The sequence below is a fragment of the Staphylococcus sp. HL28 genome (genome assembly GCF_021117155.1).
Lineage (GTDB): Bacteria > Bacillota > Bacilli > Staphylococcales > Staphylococcaceae > Staphylococcus > Staphylococcus warneri.
Genome location: NZ_CP088218.1, coordinates 731,275 through 744,332 on the forward strand (window position 1 = coordinate 731,275; position 13,058 = coordinate 744,332).

General features: G+C 36.1%; 27 protein-coding genes. All 27 read left to right on the top strand.

Annotation, left to right across the window (positions count from 1 at the left end; genetic code table 11):
* Positions 1 to 20: 20 nt before the first annotated feature.
* The 27 genes from rplD (at position 21) to rplQ (ending at position 12,930) form a co-directional block, all read left to right on the top strand.
* Positions 21 to 644: a 50S ribosomal protein L4 gene (rplD, locus tag LPC11_RS03390; RefSeq protein WP_023373604.1), complete on the top strand. Its 624-nt coding sequence runs from the start codon at positions 21 to 23 to the stop codon at positions 642 to 644.
* Entirely contained in the window at positions 644 to 919 is a 276-nt protein-coding gene (gene rplW, locus LPC11_RS03395; protein WP_002450524.1) for a 50S ribosomal protein L23, read from the top strand. Before rplD ends, rplW begins: the two co-directional genes overlap by 1 nt.
* Before the next feature lie 30 nt (positions 920 to 949).
* Positions 950 to 1,783, top strand: coding sequence for a 50S ribosomal protein L2 (gene rplB / locus LPC11_RS03400; RefSeq protein WP_002450523.1), 834 nt, complete (start codon positions 950 to 952; stop codon positions 1,781 to 1,783).
* A gap of 67 nt (positions 1,784 to 1,850) precedes the next feature.
* Complete coding sequence (rpsS, locus tag LPC11_RS03405; protein ID WP_002450522.1) at positions 1,851 to 2,129, top strand: 30S ribosomal protein S19; 279 nt, start codon at positions 1,851 to 1,853, stop codon at positions 2,127 to 2,129.
* Positions 2,130 to 2,157: 28 nt separating this feature from the next.
* A complete protein-coding gene (rplV, locus tag LPC11_RS03410) occupies positions 2,158 to 2,511 on the top strand; it encodes a 50S ribosomal protein L22 (RefSeq protein WP_001829734.1) in 354 nt (117 codons plus the stop codon).
* Positions 2,512 to 2,534: 23 nt separating this feature from the next.
* A complete protein-coding gene (rpsC, locus tag LPC11_RS03415) occupies positions 2,535 to 3,191 on the top strand; it encodes a 30S ribosomal protein S3 (protein ID WP_002450521.1) in 657 nt (218 codons plus the stop codon).
* Positions 3,192 to 3,193: 2 nt separating this feature from the next.
* A complete protein-coding gene (rplP, locus tag LPC11_RS03420) occupies positions 3,194 to 3,628 on the top strand; it encodes a 50S ribosomal protein L16 (RefSeq protein WP_002450520.1) in 435 nt (144 codons plus the stop codon).
* The gene (gene rpmC, locus LPC11_RS03425; protein ID WP_000644737.1) at positions 3,618 to 3,827 is read left to right on the top strand and encodes a 50S ribosomal protein L29; all 210 of its coding nucleotides are present in this window, start codon (positions 3,618 to 3,620) and stop codon (positions 3,825 to 3,827) included. Before rplP ends, rpmC begins: the two co-directional genes overlap by 11 nt.
* Positions 3,828 to 3,852: 25 nt before the next feature.
* The gene (gene rpsQ / locus LPC11_RS03430) at positions 3,853 to 4,116 is read left to right on the top strand and encodes a 30S ribosomal protein S17 (protein WP_002432741.1); all 264 of its coding nucleotides are present in this window, start codon (positions 3,853 to 3,855) and stop codon (positions 4,114 to 4,116) included.
* A gap of 31 nt (positions 4,117 to 4,147) precedes the next feature.
* On the top strand, positions 4,148 to 4,516 hold the full coding sequence (gene rplN, locus LPC11_RS03435; RefSeq protein WP_002466492.1) for a 50S ribosomal protein L14: 369 nt from the start codon (positions 4,148 to 4,150) through the stop codon (positions 4,514 to 4,516).
* A gap of 35 nt (positions 4,517 to 4,551) precedes the next feature.
* Positions 4,552 to 4,869, top strand: a complete 318-nt coding sequence (gene rplX, locus LPC11_RS03440; protein WP_023373602.1) for a 50S ribosomal protein L24 — start codon at positions 4,552 to 4,554, stop codon at positions 4,867 to 4,869.
* 25 nt (positions 4,870 to 4,894) lie between these two features.
* Complete coding sequence (gene rplE / locus LPC11_RS03445; protein ID WP_002466470.1) at positions 4,895 to 5,434, top strand: 50S ribosomal protein L5; 540 nt, start codon at positions 4,895 to 4,897, stop codon at positions 5,432 to 5,434.
* A 22-nt stretch (positions 5,435 to 5,456) separates the two neighbouring features.
* Entirely contained in the window at positions 5,457 to 5,642 is a 186-nt protein-coding gene (locus LPC11_RS03450) for a type Z 30S ribosomal protein S14 (protein ID WP_001829713.1), read from the top strand.
* A 31-nt stretch (positions 5,643 to 5,673) separates the two neighbouring features.
* Positions 5,674 to 6,072, top strand: a complete 399-nt coding sequence (gene rpsH, locus LPC11_RS03455) for a 30S ribosomal protein S8 (RefSeq protein ID WP_002450517.1) — start codon at positions 5,674 to 5,676, stop codon at positions 6,070 to 6,072.
* 24 nt (positions 6,073 to 6,096) lie between these two features.
* A complete protein-coding gene (gene rplF, locus LPC11_RS03460; protein WP_231307354.1) occupies positions 6,097 to 6,633 on the top strand; it encodes a 50S ribosomal protein L6 in 537 nt (178 codons plus the stop codon).
* Positions 6,634 to 6,664: 31 nt separating this feature from the next.
* Positions 6,665 to 7,027: a 50S ribosomal protein L18 gene (gene rplR / locus LPC11_RS03465; RefSeq protein ID WP_002450515.1), complete on the top strand. Its 363-nt coding sequence runs from the start codon at positions 6,665 to 6,667 to the stop codon at positions 7,025 to 7,027.
* 20 nt (positions 7,028 to 7,047) lie between these two features.
* Positions 7,048 to 7,548, top strand: coding sequence for a 30S ribosomal protein S5 (rpsE, locus tag LPC11_RS03470; RefSeq protein WP_002450514.1), 501 nt, complete (start codon positions 7,048 to 7,050; stop codon positions 7,546 to 7,548).
* A 16-nt stretch (positions 7,549 to 7,564) separates the two neighbouring features.
* Positions 7,565 to 7,744 carry a 50S ribosomal protein L30 gene (gene rpmD, locus LPC11_RS03475; RefSeq protein WP_001096576.1) on the top strand — a complete coding sequence of 60 codons (180 nt, stop codon included), beginning with the start codon at positions 7,565 to 7,567 and terminating at the stop codon, positions 7,742 to 7,744.
* A gap of 16 nt (positions 7,745 to 7,760) precedes the next feature.
* A complete protein-coding gene (rplO, locus tag LPC11_RS03480) occupies positions 7,761 to 8,201 on the top strand; it encodes a 50S ribosomal protein L15 (RefSeq protein WP_002450513.1) in 441 nt (146 codons plus the stop codon).
* Positions 8,201 to 9,496, top strand: coding sequence for a preprotein translocase subunit SecY (secY, locus tag LPC11_RS03485; RefSeq protein ID WP_002466482.1), 1,296 nt, complete (start codon positions 8,201 to 8,203; stop codon positions 9,494 to 9,496). Before rplO ends, secY begins: the two co-directional genes overlap by 1 nt.
* Before the next feature lie 17 nt (positions 9,497 to 9,513).
* Positions 9,514 to 10,164: an adenylate kinase gene (locus tag LPC11_RS03490; protein WP_002450511.1), complete on the top strand. Its 651-nt coding sequence runs from the start codon at positions 9,514 to 9,516 to the stop codon at positions 10,162 to 10,164.
* Between the two features lie 195 nt (positions 10,165 to 10,359).
* Complete coding sequence (gene infA, locus LPC11_RS03495) at positions 10,360 to 10,578, top strand: translation initiation factor IF-1 (protein ID WP_001829792.1); 219 nt, start codon at positions 10,360 to 10,362, stop codon at positions 10,576 to 10,578.
* A gap of 31 nt (positions 10,579 to 10,609) precedes the next feature.
* Positions 10,610 to 10,723 (top strand): 50S ribosomal protein L36, encoded by a 114-nt coding sequence (rpmJ, locus tag LPC11_RS03500; RefSeq protein WP_000868342.1) that lies wholly within the window; start codon positions 10,610 to 10,612, stop codon positions 10,721 to 10,723.
* A 22-nt stretch (positions 10,724 to 10,745) separates the two neighbouring features.
* The gene (rpsM, locus tag LPC11_RS03505) at positions 10,746 to 11,111 is read left to right on the top strand and encodes a 30S ribosomal protein S13 (protein WP_002450510.1); all 366 of its coding nucleotides are present in this window, start codon (positions 10,746 to 10,748) and stop codon (positions 11,109 to 11,111) included.
* Positions 11,112 to 11,134: 23 nt separating this feature from the next.
* Positions 11,135 to 11,524 (top strand): 30S ribosomal protein S11, encoded by a 390-nt coding sequence (rpsK, locus tag LPC11_RS03510; protein ID WP_002450509.1) that lies wholly within the window; start codon positions 11,135 to 11,137, stop codon positions 11,522 to 11,524.
* Between the two features lie 76 nt (positions 11,525 to 11,600).
* Positions 11,601 to 12,545, top strand: a complete 945-nt coding sequence (locus tag LPC11_RS03515) for a DNA-directed RNA polymerase subunit alpha (protein ID WP_002450508.1) — start codon at positions 11,601 to 11,603, stop codon at positions 12,543 to 12,545.
* A gap of 16 nt (positions 12,546 to 12,561) precedes the next feature.
* Complete coding sequence (gene rplQ, locus LPC11_RS03520; protein ID WP_002466473.1) at positions 12,562 to 12,930, top strand: 50S ribosomal protein L17; 369 nt, start codon at positions 12,562 to 12,564, stop codon at positions 12,928 to 12,930.
* The last annotated feature ends 128 nt before the right edge of the window (positions 12,931 to 13,058 follow it).

Sequence of the window (13,058 nt, forward strand, 5' to 3'; positions counted from 1 at the left end):
CGAAAGGAGGAAAATGCATAATGGCTAATTATGATGTTTTAAAAGTAGACGGATCAAAAAGTGGTTCAGTTGAATTAAGCGATGCAGTATTTGCAATCGAACCGAATAATAGCGTTCTATTTGAAGCTATTAATTTACAACGTGCTTCATTACGTCAAGGTACGCATTCTGTTAAAAACCGTTCAGCAGTACGTGGCGGTGGACGTAAACCATGGAGACAAAAAGGAACAGGTCGTGCTCGTCAAGGTACAATCCGTGCACCACAATGGCGTGGCGGTGGCGTTGTATTCGGACCAACTCCAAGAAGTTATGGTTACAAAATGCCTAAGAAAATGCGTCGTTTAGCATTACGTTCTGCATTATCATTCAAAGTTAAAGGAAATGGATTCACTGTTGTAGATGCATTCGGTTTCGATGCACCAAAAACAAAAGAATTCAAAAATGTTTTAACTACATTAGAACAACCTAAAAAAGTCTTAGTAGTTGTTGAAAACGAAGATGTAAATGTTGAATTATCAGCACGTAACATCCCAGGTGTTCAAGTAACAACTGCTCAAGGTTTAAATGTATTAGATATCACAAGCGCTGACAGTGTAGTAATCACTGAAGCTGCTGCTAAAAAAGTTGAGGAGGTGCTCGGATAATGGAAGCTAGAGATATTCTTAAGCGCCCCGTAATCACTGAGAAATCTTCAGAAGCAATGGCAGAAGATAAATATACATTCGATGTTGATACTCGTGCTAACAAAACACAAGTTAAAATTGCTGTTGAAGAAATCTTCGACGTAAAAGTTGATAATGTAAACATCATCAACTATAAACCTAAGAAAAAACGTATGGGCCGTTACCAAGGCTACACAAATAAAAGAAGAAAAGCGATTGTAAAACTTAAAGAAGGTTCAATCGACTTATTCAACTAAAAAACATTACCAATAAGGAGGTAAACGACAATGGCTCTTAAAAAGTATAAGCCAATAACTAATGGTCGTCGTAATATGACTTCATTAGATTTCGCTGAAATTACGAAAACTACACCAGAAAAGTCATTATTACAACCGCTACCGAAAAGAGCGGGACGTAACAACCAAGGTAAATTGACTGTTCGCCATCATGGTGGAGGACATAAACGTCAATACCGTGTTATCGATTTCAAACGTAACAAAGACGGCATCAACGCTAAAGTTGATTCTATCCAATATGATCCAAACCGTTCAGCTAACATTGCATTGTTAGTATATGCTGATGGTGAAAAACGTTATATTATCGCACCTAAAGGATTACAAGTAGGTCAAACAGTTGAAAGTGGTGCTGAAGCAGATATCAAAGTAGGTAATGCTTTACCATTACAAAACATTCCTGTTGGTACAGTAATTCATAATATCGAGTTAAAACCTGGAAAAGGTGGACAAATCGCTCGTTCAGCTGGTGCTAGCTCACAAGTATTAGGTAAAGAAGGTAAATATGTATTAATCAGATTACGCTCTGGTGAAGTTCGTATGATTCTTTCAACTTGCCGTGCTACTATTGGTCAAGTTGGTAATATCCAACACGAACTAGTAAACGTTGGTAAAGCTGGACGTTCAAGATGGAAAGGTATCCGCCCTACAGTTCGTGGTTCTGTAATGAACCCTAACGATCACCCACACGGTGGTGGTGAAGGTCGTGCACCTATCGGTAGACCATCTCCAATGTCACCTTGGGGTAAACCTACGCTTGGTAAGAAAACTCGTCGTGGTAAAAAATCATCAGACAAACTTATCGTTCGTGGACGTAAGAAAAAATAATAAAATTAACTTATTTGGGTGTGCGGCGTAACAGCTGCACGCACAGAATAAGAAGGGAGGCGCCCAAATGGCTCGTAGTATTAAAAAAGGACCTTTCGTCGATGATCACTTAATGAAAAAAGTTGAAGCACAAGACGGAAGTGAAAAGAAACAAGTAATTAAAACATGGTCTCGTCGTTCTACAGTTTTCCCAAATTTCATTGGTCATACTTTCGCAGTATACGATGGACGTAAACATGTACCTGTATATGTAACAGAAGATATGGTAGGTCACAAATTAGGTGAATTCGCACCAACTCGTACATTTAAAGGTCATGCTGTTGACGATAAAAAAACAAGAAGATAATTTTTAATAAGTAGAGGAGGAAATCCTAATGGAAGCAAAAGCGGTTGCTAGAACAATAAGAATCGCACCTCGTAAAGTAAGATTAGTTCTTGACTTAATTAGAGGTAAAAATGCTGGAGAAGCTATTGCAATTTTAAAATTAACTAACAAAGCTTCATCTCCAGTTATCGAAAAAGTATTAATGTCCGCTTTAGCTAACGCTGAACATAACTACGACATGAACACAGATGAATTAGTAGTTAAAGAAGCTTACGCTAACGAAGGACCAACTTTAAAACGTTTCCGCCCACGTGCGCAAGGACGTGCAAGTGCGATTAACAAACGTACAAGCCACATTACAATCGTCGTAAGTGACGGTAAAGAAGAAGCTAAAGAAGCTTAATAACTTTCTAAGGAGGGAATACTGTGGGTCAAAAAATTAATCCAATCGGACTTCGTGTTGGAATCATCCGTGATTGGGAAGCAAAATGGTATGCTGAAAAAGATTTCGCTTCACTATTACACGAAGATTTAAAAATCCGTAAATTTATTGATAATGAATTAAAAGAAGCATCAGTTTCTCACGTAGATATCGAACGTGCAGCAAACCGTATTAATATCGCAATTCATACTGGTAAACCTGGTATGGTAATTGGTAAAGGCGGTTCTGAAATTGATAAACTTCGTAACAAATTAAACGCTTTAACTGATAAAAAAGTACACATCAACGTAATTGAAATTAAGAAAATTGATATCGATGCAAGATTAGTTGCTGAAAATATCGCACGTCAATTAGAAAACCGTGCTTCATTCCGTCGTGTACAAAAACAAGCTATTACAAGAGCTATGAAACTTGGTGCTAAAGGTATTAAAACTCAAGTATCAGGTCGTTTAGGCGGAGCTGATATTGCTCGTGCTGAACAATATTCTGAAGGAACTGTTCCACTTCATACATTACGTGCTGACATCGATTATGCACACGCTGAAGCAGATACTACTTATGGTAAATTAGGCGTTAAAGTATGGATCTATCGTGGAGAAGTTCTTCCTACTACTAAGAACACTAGTGAAGGAGGAAAATAATCATGTTACTACCAAAACGTGTTAAATATCGTCGTCAACATCGTCCTAAAACAACTGGTCGTTCAAAAGGCGGTAACTATGTAACATTTGGTGAGTATGGTTTACAAGCAACTACAACGTCTTGGATCACTTCTCGTCAAATCGAATCAGCTCGTATTGCAATGACTCGTTATATGAAACGTGGTGGGAAAGTTTGGATCAAAATCTTCCCTCATACACCATATACTAAAAAACCTTTAGAAGTACGTATGGGTGCCGGTAAAGGTGCGGTTGAAGGCTGGATCGCAGTCGTTAAACCTGGTAGAATTTTATTCGAAGTCGCTGGTGTACAAGAAGAAGTTGCACGCGAAGCACTACGTTTAGCAAGTCACAAACTTCCAGTAAAAACTAAGTTTGTAAAACGTGAAGAATTGGGTGGTGAAACAAATGAAAGCTAAGGAAATTAGAGACTTAACCACTTCAGAAATCGAAGAACAAATCAAATCTTCAAAAGAAGAGCTTTTTAACCTACGCTTTCAGTTAGCTACAGGTCAATTAGAAGAAACTGCACGTATTCGCACAGTAAGAAAAACGATTGCACGTCTAAAAACTGTTGCTCGTGAAAGAGAAATTGAACAAAGTAAGGCTAATCAATAATTAAGTGAAAGAGGAGGTTACAAAAGTGAGCGAAAGAAATGATCGTAAAGTTTATGTAGGTAGAGTTGTTTCTGACAAAATGGACAAGACAATTACAGTACTTGTTGAAACTTACAAAACACACAAATTATACGGCAAACGAGTAAAATACTCAAAAAAATACAAAACTCATGATGAAAACAATTCAGCTAAATTAGGAGACATTGTTAAAATTCAAGAAACTCGTCCTTTATCAGCAACAAAACGTTTTCGTTTAGTAGAAATTGTTGAAGAGTCAGTAATTATTTAATTCAAGATTAGAGATAAGGGAGGTTTAACTAATGATCCAACAAGAGACACGTTTAAAAGTAGCAGACAACTCTGGTGCTCGTGAAGTTCTTACAATCAAAGTATTAGGTGGATCTGGTCGCAAAACAGCGAACATCGGCGATGTTATCGTATGTACTGTTAAAAATGCAACACCAGGTGGCGTTGTTAAAAAAGGCGATGTTGTCAAAGCTGTTGTAGTACGTACAAAATCAGGTGTACGCCGTAACGATGGTTCATATATCAAATTTGACGAAAATGCATGTGTTATCATTCGTGATGACAAAGGCCCACGTGGTACTCGTATCTTTGGTCCTGTTGCTCGTGAATTACGTGAAGGTAACTTCATGAAAATCGTATCATTAGCACCAGAAGTACTATAAAATCAATTAACCAAAATATATAAGGAGGTGCCCACATGCATATCAAAAAAGGTGACAACGTAAAAGTTATCGCAGGTAAAGACAAAGGTAAAGAAGGTAAAGTAGTTGCTACTGAACCTAAACATGACCGTGTCGTTGTGGAAGGTGTTAACGTTATTAAAAAACACCAAAAACCAACTCAATTAAACCCTGAAGGTGGAATTTTAGAAACAGAGGCAGCTATCCATGTTTCTAACGTACAATTATTAGACCCTAAAACAAACGAACCAACTCGTGTAGGTTACAAATTTGTTGATGGTAAAAAAGTTCGTATTGCAAAAAAATCTGGCGAAGAAATTAAATCTAATAATTAATTACTAGTTGAAAGGAGGATCCACTTTGAACCGTTTAAAAGAAAAATTCAATTCTGAAGTTACTGAGAACTTAGTAAAGAAATTTAACTATAGTTCAGTAATGGAAGTACCTAAAATTGACAAAATCGTAGTGAACATGGGTGTAGGTGACGCTGTTCAAAACTCTAAAGTGTTAGATAACGCTGTTGAAGAGTTAGAATTAATCACTGGTCAAAAACCATTAGTAACTAAAGCTAAAAAATCAGTTGCAACATTCCGTTTACGTGAAGGTATGCCAATCGGTGCGAAAGTTACTCTTCGCGGAGAAAGAATGTATGAATTCTTAGACAAACTAATTTCAGTATCACTACCACGTGTACGTGACTTCCAAGGTGTTTCTAAAAAAGCATTCGATGGTCGCGGTAACTACACATTAGGTGTTAAAGAACAATTAATTTTCCCTGAAATCGATTATGATAAAGTAAGCAAAGTAAGAGGAATGGATATTGTTATCGTAACTACTGCTAACACTGACGAGGAAGCTCGTGAATTGTTATCAAACTTCGGTATGCCATTTCGTAAATAATCTCTAAAAGGAGGCTAATTAAGTGGCTAAAACTTCAATGGTTGCTAAGCAACAAAAAAAACAAAAATTCGCAGTTCGTGAATACACTCGTTGTGAACGCTGTGGTCGTCCACATTCTGTATATCGTAAATTTAAATTATGCCGTATTTGTTTCCGTGAATTAGCTTACAAAGGCCAAATTCCTGGCGTACGCAAAGCTAGCTGGTAATAAACAAGAGTCTGAAAGGAGGCAACAATCAATGACAATGACAGATCCAATCGCAGATATGCTAACTCGTGTAAGAAACGCAAACATGGTTCGTCACGATAAATTAGAATTACCTGCGTCTAATATCAAAAAAGAAATTGCTGAAATCTTAAAAAATGAAGGTTTCATTAAAAACGTTGAATACGTAGAAGACGATAAACAAGGTGTTATTCGTTTATTCTTAAAATATGGTCAAAATAATGAACGTGTTATCACAGGATTAAAACGTATTTCAAAACCAGGTTTACGTGTTTATGCTAAAGCTAACGAAGTACCAAAAGTACTTAATGGTTTAGGTATTGCATTAGTATCAACTTCTGAAGGTGTTATCACTGATAAAGAAGCAAGAAAACGTAATGTTGGTGGAGAAATTATCGCATACGTTTGGTAATAAATAATAAGGAGGTGCCATAACATGAGTCGTGTTGGTAAGAAAATTATTGACATCCCTAGTGACGTAACAGTAACTTTTGACAAAAACAATGTAACTGTTAAAGGTCCAAAAGGTGAATTATCAAAAACATTAAACGAAAGAATGACATTCAAACAAGAAGAAAACACAATTGAAGTTGTAAGACCTTCTGATTCTAAAGATGACAGAACAGATCATGGTACAACTCGTGCTTTATTAAATAATATGGTACAAGGTGTTTCTCAAGGTTTCGAAATAACACTTGAACTTGTTGGTGTAGGTTACCGTGCTCAAATGCAAGGTAATGATTTAGTACTTAACGTTGGTTACTCTCATCCAGTTGAAATTAAAGCCGAAGATGGAATTACTTTCGCTGTAGAGAAAAACACAACTGTTAAAGTTTCTGGTGTATCTAAAGAGCAAGTTGGGGCAATCGCTTCTAACATCCGTTCAGTAAGACCTCCAGAACCTTATAAAGGTAAAGGTATTCGTTACCAAGGTGAATACGTTCGCCGTAAAGAAGGTAAAACTGGCAAATAATAGATAACACTCTACAGAAAGGAGTATTGAAATGATCAGTAAAATTGATAAAAATAAAGTGCGTTTGAAAAGACATTCACGTGTTCGTACTAAATTATCAGGTACAGCTGAAAAGCCACGTTTAAATGTATATCGTTCAAACAAACACATTTACGCACAAATTATTGATGATGTTAAAGGCGAAACATTAGCTCAAGCTTCATCTAAAGATAAAGATATTGCTAACGAATCAGCTACAAAAGTTGATTTATCAACAAAAGTTGGCGAAACAATTGCTAAAAAAGCAAGTGATAAAGGAATTAAAGAAATCGTATTCGATCGTGGAGGTTACTTATACCACGGACGCGTTAAAGCATTAGCTGAAGCTGCTAGAGAAAACGGTTTAGAATTTTAATTTAAAGGAGGGACAAATACATGGCTCGTAGAGAAGAAGAAACGAAAGAATTTGAAGAACGCGTTGTTACAATCAATCGTGTTGCTAAAGTTGTTAAAGGTGGACGTCGTTTCCGTTTCACTGCATTAGTAGTAGTTGGAGACAAAAATGGTCGTGTAGGTTTCGGTACTGGTAAAGCACAAGAGGTACCTGAAGCAATCAAAAAAGCTGTAGAAGCAGCTAAAAAAGATTTAGTTGTAGTTCCACGTGTTGAAGGTACTACACCTCATACAATTACTGGCCGTTATGGTTCAGGTAGTGTATTCATGAAACCTGCAGCTCCTGGTACTGGTGTTATCGCTGGTGGACCAGTTCGTGCGGTATTAGAATTAGCAGGTATCACTGATATCTTAAGTAAATCATTAGGTTCAAACACACCAATTAACATGGTTCGTGCAACTTTAAATGGTTTACAAAACCTTAAAAACGCTGAAGATGTTGCGAAATTACGCGGCAAAACAGTTGAAGAATTATATAATTAAGGAGGGAAAATAAGTTATGGCTAAATTACAAATTACCCTCACTCGTAGTGTTATTGGTCGTCCTGAAACACAACGTAAAACTGTTGAAGCTTTAGGTCTTAAAAAGACTAATAGCTCAGTAGTTGTTGAAGATAACCCTGCTATTCGTGGGCAAATCAACAAAGTTAAACATTTATTAACAGTAGAAGAAAAATAATTAAGGAGGTGCCGACATGAAATTACATGAGTTAAAACCAGCAGAAGGTTCACGTAAAGAACGTAACCGTGTAGGTCGTGGTGCAGCAACTGGTAATGGTAAAACAAGTGGCCGTGGACATAAAGGTCAAAAAGCACGTTCAGGTGGTAAAGTAAGACCTGGATTTGAAGGTGGACAATTACCATTATTCCGTCGTTTACCAAAACGTGGTTTCACTAACATAAATCGTAAAGAATATGCTATTGTTAACTTAGACCAACTTAATCAATTCGAAGATGGTACTGAAGTAACTCCAGCTTTATTAGTAGAATCTGGTGTTGTTAAGAACGAAAAATCTGGTATCAAAGTACTAGGTAACGGCTCACTAGATAAAAAATTAACAGTGAAAGCTCATAAGTTCTCAACTTCAGCAGCAGAAGCTATTGATGCTAAAGGTGGAGCACACGAGGTGATCTAATGTTTCAAACGCTTGTGAGCTTCTTTAAAACTAAAGAGGTTCGAAACAAGATTTTCTTCACTCTAGCAATGTTAGTGATCTTTAAAATTGGGACTTATATTCCAGCTCCTGGAGTAAATCCTAATGCTTTTGATCAAGCAGCAAAAGGTTCTCAAGGTGTCACTGATTTACTTAATACTTTCGGTGGTGGAGCCTTGAAGAACTTTTCAATATTTGCTATGGGAATCATGCCATACATTACCGCATCTATCGTAATGCAATTATTACAGATGGATATTGTTCCTAAGTTCTCTGAATGGGCTAAACAAGGTGATGTGGGTAGAAGGAAAATCAACAATGTAACACGTTATTTCGCTATTATATTAGCATTCATTCAGTCAATAGGTATGTCGTTCCAATTTAATAACTTATATGGTGGTCGCTTAATTGTGAGTCATTCTGTATATAGTTATTTATTGATTGCACTAACTTTAACAGCAGGAACTGCATTCTTGATATGGCTTGGTGACCAAATCACTCAGTTTGGTGTTGGTAATGGTATTTCACTTATCATCTTTGCAGGTATTTTATCAACGTTACCATCAAGTATCATTCAAGCAGGCCAACAAGCATTTGTAGGTCAAGAAGATACGTCTTTAGCTTGGTTGAAAATAGTAGCACTCATTGTTGCATTAGTACTGTTAACAGTAGGTGCAATATTTGTACTTGAAGCGAAACGTAAAATTCCTATCCAATATGCAAAGAAACAAACAGCTCAACGATTAGGTTCACAAGCAACTTATCTACCTTTAAAAGTTAACTCAGCTGGTGTTATTCCTGTTATCTTTGCGATGGCATTTTTCTTATTACCAAGAACGTTGACGCTATTTTTCCCTAAAGCTGAATGGGCACAACAAATAGCTGATACAGCAAATCCATCAAGCAACATAGGAATGGTTATCTATATTGTATTAATCATTGCATTTGCATACTTTTATGCATTTGTCCAAGTTAATCCAGAAAAAATGGCTGACAACCTTAAAAAACAAGGTAGTTATGTCCCAGGAATTCGACCTGGTGAACAAACAAAAAAATATATTACTAAAGTGCTTTATCGTTTAACATTTGTTGGCTCTATTTTCTTAGCTGTCATTGCAATTTTACCGATTTTAGCGACTAAGTTTATGGGATTACCAAGATCAATTCAAATTGGTGGTACAAGCTTACTAATCGTAATTGGTGTTGCTATTGAGACTATGAAATCATTAGAAGCACAAGTAAATCAAAAAGAGTATAAAGGCTTTGGTGGTAGATAATTTGTAGGAGGGCACTTATGAATATCATTTTAATGGGCTTACCTGGTGCAGGTAAAGGAACTCAAGCGAGTGAAATTGTTAAGAAATTCCCAATACCACACATATCTACTGGTGACATGTTCAGAAAAGCGATTAAAGATGAAACTGATTTAGGTAAAGAAGCTAAATCGTACATGGATCGTGGAGAATTAGTCCCTGATGAAGTTACTGTGGGTATCGTTAAAGAAAGAATTTCTGAAGACGATGCAAAAAAAGGTTTTTTATTAGATGGATTCCCTAGAACAATCGATCAAGCAGAAGCTTTAAATTCAATTATGGCTGAACTTGATAGAAATATTGATGCTGTCATCAATATCGAAGTTCCAGAGGAAGAACTAATGAATCGTCTTACAGGTCGTCGTATCTGTGAGAATTGTGGTACAACTTATCATCTTGTATTTAATCCTCCAAAAGTTGAAGGTATTTGTGATCTTGATGGCGGTAAATTATATCAACGTGAAGATGATAATCCGGAAACTGTTTCAAATCGTTTGAAAGTCAATGTTAAACAATCAAAACCTATATTAGAATACTATGATAATAAAGGTGTATTAAAAAATATTGATGGTTCAAAAGATATTGAAGAGGTTACTACTGATGTCATTGATATCTTAGACCAATTACAATAGATCAACTTTTACGATCTATGTTGATGTGAATGTTTACTAACACTGTAATATACAATTTAATATGAGTGACAAATAACGATAATTAATTCCCATAATTTTTGTTAAACTTATTAAAGCTAGTCACTAATAGATTCGTATCGTTGAAGTTGTCTATTGACGATAACCTTACTATTGCAAAAAGGGGGAAGTTAATCAATGGCTAAACAAGATGTTATTGAATTAGAAGGTACTGTATTAGATACTTTACCAAACGCAATGTTTAAAGTAGAATTAGAAAATGGTCATGAAATTTTAGCACATGTAAGTGGAAAAATTAGAATGAACTACATTCGAATTCTACCTGGCGACAAAGTAACTGTTGAGATGTCTCCGTATGATTTATCACGCGGTAGAATTACTTATCGTTATAAATAATCGTCACTCCATAATATAGGGAGGTATTAAAATGAAAGTAAGACCATCAGTAAAACCAATTTGCGAAAAATGTAAAGTCATTAAACGTAAAGGTAAAGTAATGGTAATTTGTGAAAATCCAAAACACAAACAAAGACAAGGTTAATAAAAGAGAGGTGTAAATGTATATGGCACGTATTGCAGGAGTGGATATTCCACGTGAAAAACGCGTTGTTATTTCTTTAACTTATGTATATGGTATCGGTACTTCTACTGCGAAAAAAATCGTTGAAGAAGCTAACGTATCAGCAGACACTCGCGTAAAAGATTTAACTGACGATGAATTAGGTCGCATCCGTGAAGTAGTTGATAGCTACAAAGTAGAAGGTGACTTACGTCGTGAGCAAAACTTAAACATTAAACGTTTAATGGAAATTTCATCATACCGTGGTATTCGTCACCGTCGTGGCTTACCAGTTCGCGGTCAAAAAACTAAAAACAACGCTCGTACGCGTAAAGGCCCAGTTAAAACTGTAGCGAACAAGAAAAAATAATCGGTAAAGGAGGCAAATAATAAATGGCACGTAAACAAGTATCTCGTAAACGTAAAGTGAAAAAGAATATTGAAAGTGGTGTTGCACACATCCGTTCAACATTCAATAATACAATTGTAACGATTACTGACGAATTCGGTAATGCATTATCTTGGTCATCAGCTGGTGCATTAGGATTCAAAGGATCTAAAAAATCAACACCATTCGCAGCGCAAATGGCGTCTGAAACAGCTTCTAAAACAGCTATGGAACATGGTTTAAAAACTGTAGAAGTAACAGTTAAAGGACCTGGACCAGGCCGTGAATCAGCTATCCGTGCATTACAATCAGCAGGACTTGAAGTAACAGCAATCAGAGACGTTACTCCAGTACCACATAATGGTTGTCGTCCACCAAAACGTCGTCGCGTCTAATTTATGGTTGTGTTGTTACAGGTCACTGAGCAAACAGTATAAATCAAGTCGACGTATTTAAGGAGGATATTTGTAAATGATAGAAATCGAAAAACCTAGAATTGAGACAATTGAAATTAGTGAAGATGCTAAATTCGGTAAGTTCGTTGTTGAACCACTTGAACGTGGCTACGGTACTACACTAGGAAACTCCTTACGTCGTATCCTACTATCTTCATTACCAGGATCAGCAGTTAAGTACATCGAAATTGAAGGCGTGTTACACGAATTCTCAGCAGTAGATAATGTTGTTGAAGATGTATCTACTATTATTATGAACATCAAAAAGCTAGCATTAAAAATCTATTCTGAAGAAGATAAAACTTTAGAAATCGATGTTAAGGATGAAGGTGAAGTTACTGCAAGTGATATTACTCACGACAGTGATGTAGAGATTTTAAATCCTGAACTTAAAATTGCTACTGTTTCTAAAGGTGGACATTTAAAAGTTCGTCTTGTTGCTAATAAGGGTAGAGGTTACGCATTAGCTGAAACAAATAATACTAGTGATTTACCAATTGGTGTAATTCCAGTAGATTCACTATATTCACCTGTAGAACGTGTTAACTATACAGTAGAAAACACGCGTGTAGGTCAAAGTAGTGATTTTGATAAATTAACTTTAGATGTTTGGACTAATGGTTCAATCACTCCTCAAGAATCAGTATCATTAGCAGCAAAAATAATGACTGAACACTTGAATATCTTTGTAGGTCTAACTGATGAAGCGCAAAATGCTGAAATTATGATCGAAAAAGAGGAAGATCAAAAAGAAAAAGTATTAGAAATGTCTATTGAAGAATTAGACTTATCTGTACGTTCTTATAACTGCTTGAAACGCGCAGGAATCAATTCTGTACAAGAGTTAGCTGATAAATCTGAAGCTGACATGATGAAAGTGCGTAATTTAGGTCGTAAATCTCTTGAAGAAGTAAAATATAAATTAGAAGATTTAGGATTAGGATTAAGAAAAGAAGATTGATAAAGGAGGTTAACTCATGGGTTACAGAAAATTAGGTCGTACTTCTGATCAACGTAAAGCTATGTTACGTAACTTAGCTACTTCACTTATCGTAAGTGAGCGTATTGAAACTACAGAAGCTCGTGCAAAAGAAGTTCGCAGTGTTGTTGAGAAATTAATCACTTTAGGTAAAAAAGGAGATTTAGCTTCTCGTCGTAATGCAGCTAAAACATTACAAAATGTTGAAATCTTAAACGAAGATGAAACAACTCAAACTGCTCTTCAAAAATTATTCGGTGAAATCGCTGAACGTTATACAGACCGCCAAGGTGGTTATACTCGTATTCTTAAAGAAGGCCCTCGTCGTGGTGACGGTGCTGAATCAGTAATTATCGAATTAGTATAATTTAATTATAAATACACTAACTACTTATATATAAAGCAAATGAGTGCAACGATAATGTCTGCCACATACAGACATTGTCTAGCTCAGAGTACCCCATCAAACTAAATATTAAATTAAAGCGTGAACTC

Bases quoted from the DNA above. Each gene is read 5' to 3' on its own strand.
- rpmJ (WP_000868342.1), top strand. From the start codon at position 10,610: ATGAAAGTAAGACCATCAGTAAAACCAATTTGCGAAAAATGTAAAGTC.
- secY (WP_002466482.1), top strand. From the start codon at position 8,201: ATGTTTCAAACGCTTGTGAGCTTCTTTAAAACTAAAGAGGTTCGAAAC.
- rpsS (WP_002450522.1), top strand. From the start codon at position 1,851: ATGGCTCGTAGTATTAAAAAAGGACCTTTCGTCGATGATCACTTAATG.
- rplB (WP_002450523.1), top strand. From the start codon at position 950: ATGGCTCTTAAAAAGTATAAGCCAATAACTAATGGTCGTCGTAATATG.
- rpsM (WP_002450510.1), top strand. From the start codon at position 10,746: ATGGCACGTATTGCAGGAGTGGATATTCCACGTGAAAAACGCGTTGTT.
- rpmD (WP_001096576.1), top strand. From the start codon at position 7,565: ATGGCTAAATTACAAATTACCCTCACTCGTAGTGTTATTGGTCGTCCT.
- rplF (WP_231307354.1), top strand. From the start codon at position 6,097: ATGAGTCGTGTTGGTAAGAAAATTATTGACATCCCTAGTGACGTAACA.
- LPC11_RS03515 (WP_002450508.1), top strand. From the start codon at position 11,601: ATGATAGAAATCGAAAAACCTAGAATTGAGACAATTGAAATTAGTGAA.
- rpmC (WP_000644737.1), top strand. From the start codon at position 3,618: ATGAAAGCTAAGGAAATTAGAGACTTAACCACTTCAGAAATCGAAGAA.
- rplP (WP_002450520.1), top strand. From the start codon at position 3,194: ATGTTACTACCAAAACGTGTTAAATATCGTCGTCAACATCGTCCTAAA.
- rpsE (WP_002450514.1), top strand. From the start codon at position 7,048: ATGGCTCGTAGAGAAGAAGAAACGAAAGAATTTGAAGAACGCGTTGTT.
- rplD (WP_023373604.1), top strand. From the start codon at position 21: ATGGCTAATTATGATGTTTTAAAAGTAGACGGATCAAAAAGTGGTTCA.
- rplW (WP_002450524.1), top strand. From the start codon at position 644: ATGGAAGCTAGAGATATTCTTAAGCGCCCCGTAATCACTGAGAAATCT.
- rplR (WP_002450515.1), top strand. From the start codon at position 6,665: ATGATCAGTAAAATTGATAAAAATAAAGTGCGTTTGAAAAGACATTCA.
- infA (WP_001829792.1), top strand. From the start codon at position 10,360: ATGGCTAAACAAGATGTTATTGAATTAGAAGGTACTGTATTAGATACT.
- rplN (WP_002466492.1), top strand. From the start codon at position 4,148: ATGATCCAACAAGAGACACGTTTAAAAGTAGCAGACAACTCTGGTGCT.
- rplO (WP_002450513.1), top strand. From the start codon at position 7,761: ATGAAATTACATGAGTTAAAACCAGCAGAAGGTTCACGTAAAGAACGT.
- LPC11_RS03490 (WP_002450511.1), top strand. From the start codon at position 9,514: ATGAATATCATTTTAATGGGCTTACCTGGTGCAGGTAAAGGAACTCAA.
- rplV (WP_001829734.1), top strand. From the start codon at position 2,158: ATGGAAGCAAAAGCGGTTGCTAGAACAATAAGAATCGCACCTCGTAAA.
- rplQ (WP_002466473.1), top strand. From the start codon at position 12,562: ATGGGTTACAGAAAATTAGGTCGTACTTCTGATCAACGTAAAGCTATG.
- rpsH (WP_002450517.1), top strand. From the start codon at position 5,674: ATGACAATGACAGATCCAATCGCAGATATGCTAACTCGTGTAAGAAAC.
- rpsK (WP_002450509.1), top strand. From the start codon at position 11,135: ATGGCACGTAAACAAGTATCTCGTAAACGTAAAGTGAAAAAGAATATT.
- rplX (WP_023373602.1), top strand. From the start codon at position 4,552: ATGCATATCAAAAAAGGTGACAACGTAAAAGTTATCGCAGGTAAAGAC.